The following is a 6,436-nucleotide window of genomic DNA, read 5'->3' as shown; positions in this document are numbered from 1 at the left end:
GGGTGGCGGGGCTCCTTGCGTACGCGGGCCAGGGACGGGCCGGCAAAAAACAGGGGGGAGAAGCGAAAGGGAGGAAGCCTCGGGCGCGATGGACCCGGGGCCCGGCCCGGAGCGATGTCCGGGTGTGGGTTCCGAGTTGATCTGTCGACGCCGGGCGCCGTGACCAACCGGTTTCGACGGGCATGCAGATGGTTGTCAGCGGTTTCGTCCGACGGACCTGTCGTATTCCTGGCCGAGGCCGTGTCCGAGGCGTCGGGCTGGTTGTGTCCGACTTCTTGTCGTCGTCCGAGTGGGGGCACCGATGGAATTGGTTCAGCACACGGACGGAACAGTCGAACACCGCTCGGTGGGTTCCGCCGGCCCGCCGCACGGGCAGGATGAGGGGGTGACGAGGCAACGAGCGGATTACCCCTGCGTGCTTCCGGGAGACCCGACCTGGATCCACGAGGCCGGATACGTGCAGGACATCCTCACCTCCCTTGCTGCCGCAGCGGCGGTCGCCCACGACTACGGAGATCCCGAGAAGTACGTGTTGCCGCACCTTCCGTTCCAGGTTGCGGCCGACACCATCGGCCGGATCAGATCCGACATGCCACCCGCTCGCCACGACGCCGTGTTTCTGATGGCCTTGCCAGCTTTCCAACTGGAGGCTCTGTGGCAGGCCCTGGGCGTCTTGCGGCGTGCACGGGACGAGGACGGCGACGCCGCCGAGGTCTTGGACCTCGTACGCGACTACACAATGCACTGCTTTGTCCCGCCGCGCCGTGTCGACGATGTGGTCACCGACATGGAGCGCATCCTGGCCGTTTTGTCATTGGACATTCCTGCAGTCCACACGGTGGCCACGGCACTGCTCCTCAAGGGCGAGCGTGGCAACGACTTCCGCTCCGCGCGCGATGATCTGTTCGCGGCGTGGCGGGCCGCCGGCGTCGGTCCGTAACGGACCGGCCATGGCTCCCTGACCGAGGTGTCGTACGAAAAGTCGATCACAGTGCTTGGACAATGACATCTGTAATCGGAACCTCCACCGGTGTAGGTTCTCGTTCGCTCTCGCGTCCGTGGCCACATTGACCAGCAAAACTGCAGCCCTCTCAACGAAGTTGAGCGCGATCCATCTCACCGGCTCTGCGCTCTTCGGGGGTGACGCCGCGCCGCGCCTGCATGCCGGACATCGCTTGAGCCCGGCTCGGTCACCTGAGCTGTGGCGATACAGACGGCAGTCCCATCAGCCCTGCGCACGCGCAACGCAAGCGCAGAATCGGTGAGAAAGCACAAAGCGCGATGAGTCCCTACAACCGGGCAGGCCGGCGTCAGATGACGCGGCGGGCGGCGAGGATGTCCCAGTCCTTGATCGGAGTGATCCGGACGGGTTTCGATGTACGGGGTGCCTCGATGACCAGACCCTCGCCCATGTACATGCCGACATGGTCGGGCCGGCTCGCCGTGCCGAGGGTGAAGAGCAGATCGCCGGGCTGCAGGCGACTGGGGGATACCGCCTTGCCCTCGTTGACCTGCGTGTACGTGGTGCGGGTGAGCCTGATGCCGGCGTGCGCGTACGCCTGCTGCATCAGGCTGGAGCAGTCGCAGCGACCCATCGGGTCGGGGCCGTGGGCGTCGGTGCACGATCCGCCCCATTGGTAGGGCGTCCCGAGCTGCTGCATCGCCCAAGCCAGGGCTTTACGGGCCGCGGGATCGGCGTCCTGGGGGATCGCGTATCCCTTCGGGACGCTTCCCTCAGGAATGCTGCCGAAGCTGGAACCGTCCTGAGCCGGCGCGCAACCGGTACTTGGGGTGGGGGCGTTGTCCCCGGCCGGCTCGGTGGTGTCCTTGCCGCTGGTGGTGCTCGGGAAGGTCTTGGCGATGGCTTCCTGCAGCGCGGTGGCCAGGTCTTCCCACTGCGCGTACGCGTCCGGCAGGCCGGACCTCTGGACGGCCTGCGCGGCCTGGGTGAGGGTCATCTGCTGCCAGCCGTGCACCGCGAGCAGGTGCTGGTAGAACTGCTCGCTCGCGTGGACGGGGTCGCGGATCTGCTGGGCGGTGCCCCAGCCCTGGGAGGGACGCTGCTGGAACAAGCCCAGCGAGTCCCGGTCGCCGTCGGCGAGGTTGCGCAGCCGCGATTCCTGCATCGCCGTGGCGAGCGCGATGATCTGGCCCTTCGCGGGGACGCGGAGGCTGATGCCGGTGGCCACGATCGTCTGTGCGTTGGGGACTTGCTCGGCCGGCAGGTCCAGGCCCTTGATGTGCAGGTTCGTGCCGGTCGCACCGTCGAGGATCTTGGCGACCTGCTCGGCGACCTTGCCCGTGTCGATGTCGGTGCGGCAGGCGCTGGTGTTCTGCACGGCGTCGGCGGCGGAGAGCAGCATCACGCCCGTGCCGGCGAGGAGGAGAGGGGAGAGGAAGACGACGCCGATACCGGCGGCGAGCCACTTCAACCGGAGTGGATCGCTCGCGGGTCAGCGGCGTCGTACAGGGGCGGATAGCGAGAGGTCATGACGTGTCCTTCGAGGATGCGACGTCCGACGGGCCGCAGCGGGCGAACCGGCGTCCGCTCCGCACGGCCAGGCCGTGAATGGACGCCGGGGTGGTTCAAAAACAGTAGGTCCGGATCCGCCGACGGCCAAAAAGTGTGTGTGAGATGCCGGAATCCGGCACATCAGCGCTTGACTTCTTGGCCGTCCGCACATTCGCCTCTACAGTTTTTGGACTCCCCTCGCTCTCCTCAGCTTCTGGCCCCGGGCTTCTCTACGCCCTGACTTCGGCCCGCGAGGACGCGTAGCGAGATGGGCAGTAGTTCCCTCCGTGCTCCAGATCCGAATCGGGGTTCCTTTTTGCCTTTTTCCCTGCACCAGGGCGACGCTCTCAGCGTCCTCGCCGACTTGCCGGACGACTGCGTCGACTCCGTCATCACCGACCCGCCGTACAACTCCGGCGGTAGGACTGCCAAGGAGCGCACGACGCGCTCCGCGAAGCAGAAGTACACCTCCGCCGACGCGCAGCATGCCTTGCCGGACTTCACGGGCGAGACCATGGACCAGCGGTCGTACGGGTTCTGGCTGACGCAGATCATGACCGAAGCCCACCGCCTTACGAAGACCGGCGGCACCGGGCTGCTGTTCACCGACTGGCGTCAGCTGCCCACTACGACGGACGCGATCCAGGCGGCCGGCTGGCTGTGGCGCGGCGTGCTGGCGTGGCACAAGCCCCAGGCCAGGCCGCAGCGGGGTCGGTTCACACAGAATTGTGAGTTCATCGTCTGGGCCAGTAAGGGGCCGATCGATGGCTCCCGCAACCCGGTCTATCTGCCCGGCATGTACTCGGCTTCGCAGCCTTCGGGTGCGAAGCGCCGGCACATTACGCAAAAGCCCGTCGCAGTGATGCGCGAGCTGGTCAAGATCAGCCCCGAAGGGGGTACGGTGCTCGACTTCTGCGCCGGTTCCGGCTCCACGGGCGTGGCTGCTCTGCTGGAGAGCCGGGACTTCATCGGCGTGGAGAAGACCGAGCACTACGCCTCCATCGCGGCCGACCGGCTCACCGAAACGCTCCGCGAGATTCTCACGCAGGACGACGTGATTCTCACCGCCTGAGCGGCGCACTTGCCGTCATGGCGGCCGGCGCCCGAGGCTGCAGGTCGGGCTCGCACCTCCTCGGCTGACCTGTGCGTCGCCGTCTCCCTCCTTTCTGTAATCCGTGTCTCGTAGGAGGCCGAACTCTGCATGCCCGAACCAACAAAACCCTCCGGCGATGGCGAGTTGGAGCCAGTCCGTATTCCCGATCCGCAGCTGGAGGGAATCGAGGCGAGCGTCCGACGGCTCATGGAGCAGTCAACGCAGCAGGCACAGCAACTCGATCACCTCGCGGCCGCCCCGGCACCCGGCTCGCCGTTCGCCGCGTTCGGCATGCCCGGGCTGGGCGGGCCGCCTGCCGCCGCTCCGCCGGAGCCCCGTCCGATCCTGGAGCTGGACGGTGAGGAACGCGAGGACGAACTCGACGCCCTGTCCGACTGGATCGACGACTTCTTCCTCCCGGTCTACGGGGCGGAGGTCACCACCGCGGCGCCCTGGTGCCTGCGGTGGCAGGAGCACGACGACGTGGTGGCCTGGCTCCACGCCCTGTGGCTCGCCTACCAGCAGCACAAGGAGCCCGAAGCCGGTCTTTCGGGCATGTTCGTGTGGCACAGGGACTTCCTCACCCACGCCGTCGCCGCGATCCGCGCGCCAGGCGGGCCGCTGTCGGCCTGTATGACCTCTCCCGACCGTCCCGCGCATCGTCTTCTGCCCGGTCCGCCGCGGTCTTTGCGCGCGGAGACGGCGGCCACGGTGAACGCCGCCGAGCCGGACGAGCCGACGTCATGACCGCGGGAGGGCCGGCTTTCGGGCTGAGCTTCGATCCCCGCGCGCTGGGCGATCTCCTCCAGGCGCCGAGCGACATCCGCGACCTTGCCCTCGCCTACCTGCAGGAAGTCGTCACCGCACAGCGCTTCGGACTGCGCCTCGACGGTGACCTGGAGGGCTACCGCAAACTGGTCGTCGACTCACGCAAAGAGTGGCGCCTCGTCTACGGCGTCCGTCCGGCGCCCGCACCGTGCGCGCACCCGAAGGAGATTCACGTCGTCGCGGTCCGGCCGCGGGCTGGCAACGACGTGTACGACGAGGTCGGCCGCCGCCTGGGGATGTCCCGCCGGCCGCTGAGCGCGCGCACCCACGCGGCACGCTCCCGCTCCCCACAGCTCGCCAGCCGCACGCCCGCGCCGCGACCGGGCCCACCCCTTCCCGTACTGCCGCGTCTGCCCCGCCCCGCACAACACACCGCGCACCCTCACACCCGCTGAACGCCCGGTCTCCCCACTCGACCATCGCCTCGAAGCTGTCACCGGCCACGACGTCGACACCCTGTGGGCCTACCGGGACCGCGGCGTCCTTGACGAGCCCCATACCCACCTCGTCGACGAGCACCGTGCGTTGGCCAACACGCAGAGCGGCGTCACCTTCTGCCTCAGCCTCCTCCACCGCCTTTCCAGCGGCGAGTTCGACGTCGATGACGCCCCTTTCGCGCGTATCGACCGCACCGTGGACCAGCTGGAAGAGGCCACCGAAGCGCGGGACGCCGCTGCCCGGAAGGTGATCGCAGCCCTGGAGCCCATCGAGGCCGCCACGGCAGCTACCGCGTCCGACGCGAAGCAGCGCTGGGCGGACGACCACGCGACGCTGCTGGCCATCGCCGGCGGAGCCAAGCTCTACGAATACCTGCTGACCGGCCGGATGTCCGTCACAGCCGCCTCCGGCCCCCGCATCCCTCACACCACGCTGCAGCGGCGGGAGGAGGCCGGCCTGGTCGTCCGGGATACCGGCCACCCCGTCACGCCGGGCAGCCGATCACCCTCACCGACGCCGGACGCGCTGCGCTGATCGCCGCACGGCGAACTCCTACGGCCCAGGCGCCGACGGTCCCGCCCGGCCCAGGCGCATCACCGCCCACCCCGGCACAGCACCACTGAATTCCACCGAAAGGCCCTTCCCATAACCCAAGTTCACTTCAAACTGGACGACTTCCGTGCCGATGAGAAGACGTACCTCGACTTCCACCGCCAGGTCGCGGTCAACGAGGACATGCTTGTCCCCCTCGCCGAACACCACACTCCCAACGGTGCGCACAGCTACTACGTCCTCTTCGACCGCTCCGCCACCTACGGGCACCCGGGCATGCCGCAATACCTCGCTGTTCACCTGAAGCGGGACCGAAAGAAGGGAACGTTCGACTTCCAGCAGGCCCCGTTTCCGCTGCCCGTCATGGCCCAGTCCTGGCTCATCCACCGCGGCTGCCCGCCCGATGCCACCGGCCTCGACCCCGAGCAGGGCCACCCGCCGGCGGACGAGGCGACACGGGCGCTGGAGCGACGCCTCGTGGACGAGGGCGACCACTACGCCGAGGGCTACTCCTACACCCGAGACGACCCGGACGACATGGTCACCGTTGTGGTACTGCGCGCTCTGGACGACCGGGCCCCGAGCCCGTTTCGCGTTGTGGTGGAGGAGGTCGACCCCGAGGCGTGGACGCACACCCTGCGCGAAGGCGGCTTCGACACGGTGGGCCAGGCCTTTCAGTGGTGCGACGACCGGCTTGCCGGCGAGGCCGGTCCGCTCCCGCCGGTCCGCCCCGCAGCCGCAGCCGGGCGTCCAATCGGTGTGGCGAAAGCGCCTGCTCCGCGTGCGCCCGGCCGTTCGCGCTGAACGCGCCGAGGCCACAGCGGGCGGCGAAACATAACCGACGCTCGCCGGGTTGCCCAACCCGCGCTCGGGCGGGCGCGTTTTTGAGCCCCCGGGGCCCCCCCCGCGCCCCCCCCCCCGCCCCGGGGCGCGGGAGCCCCCCAGCAGATAGCCCCGGGCCACCCGGGCGGCGCGCGGTTAGAGCGGCGGGCGGCCCTGCACATCGACGCCCC

General features: G+C 68.8%; 7 protein-coding genes. 6 read left to right on the top strand and 1 reads right to left on the bottom strand.

Features of this window, described 5'->3' with window-relative positions; all coding sequences use genetic code 11:
• Positions 1-301: 301 nt before the first annotated feature.
• Positions 302-940, top strand: coding sequence for a hypothetical protein (locus LCE31_RS34625; RefSeq protein ID WP_225021618.1), 639 nt, complete (start codon positions 302-304; stop codon positions 938-940).
• A 370-nt stretch (positions 941-1,310) separates the two neighbouring features.
• Here the strand turns inward: LCE31_RS34625 and LCE31_RS34620 are convergent, their stop codons facing one another.
• On the bottom strand, positions 1,311-2,432 hold the full coding sequence (locus LCE31_RS34620; protein WP_225021616.1) for a C40 family peptidase: 1,122 nt from the start codon (positions 2,430-2,432) through the stop codon (positions 1,311-1,313).
• A 396-nt stretch (positions 2,433-2,828) separates the two neighbouring features.
• On the opposite strand from LCE31_RS34620, the gene LCE31_RS34615 reads away from it, so the two are divergent.
• From LCE31_RS34615 to LCE31_RS34595, 5 genes are all read left to right on the top strand, one after another.
• Complete coding sequence (locus LCE31_RS34615) at positions 2,829-3,584, top strand: DNA-methyltransferase (protein WP_225021614.1); 756 nt, start codon at positions 2,829-2,831, stop codon at positions 3,582-3,584.
• 228 nt (positions 3,585-3,812) lie between these two features.
• Complete coding sequence (locus LCE31_RS34610) at positions 3,813-4,352, top strand: DUF4913 domain-containing protein (RefSeq protein ID WP_225021612.1); 540 nt, start codon at positions 3,813-3,815, stop codon at positions 4,350-4,352.
• Positions 4,349-4,828, top strand: a complete 480-nt coding sequence (locus tag LCE31_RS34605) for a hypothetical protein (RefSeq protein ID WP_225021610.1) — start codon at positions 4,349-4,351, stop codon at positions 4,826-4,828. Before LCE31_RS34610 ends, LCE31_RS34605 begins: the two co-directional genes overlap by 4 nt.
• 130 nt (positions 4,829-4,958) lie before the next feature.
• Positions 4,959-5,405: a hypothetical protein gene (locus LCE31_RS34600; protein ID WP_308042355.1), complete on the top strand. Its 447-nt coding sequence runs from the start codon at positions 4,959-4,961 to the stop codon at positions 5,403-5,405.
• Between the two features lie 201 nt (positions 5,406-5,606).
• Positions 5,607-6,227, top strand: coding sequence for a hypothetical protein (locus LCE31_RS34595; RefSeq protein ID WP_374118651.1), 621 nt, complete (start codon positions 5,607-5,609; stop codon positions 6,225-6,227).
• The last annotated feature ends 209 nt before the right edge of the window (positions 6,228-6,436 follow it).

It is taken from the genome of Streptomyces sp. 8L, from assembly GCF_020176795.1.
Classification (GTDB): domain Bacteria; phylum Actinomycetota; class Actinomycetes; order Streptomycetales; family Streptomycetaceae; genus Streptomyces.
The sequence above is the reverse complement of the archived record's forward strand: the minus strand, read 5'-3'. Positions and strand labels throughout refer to the sequence as shown.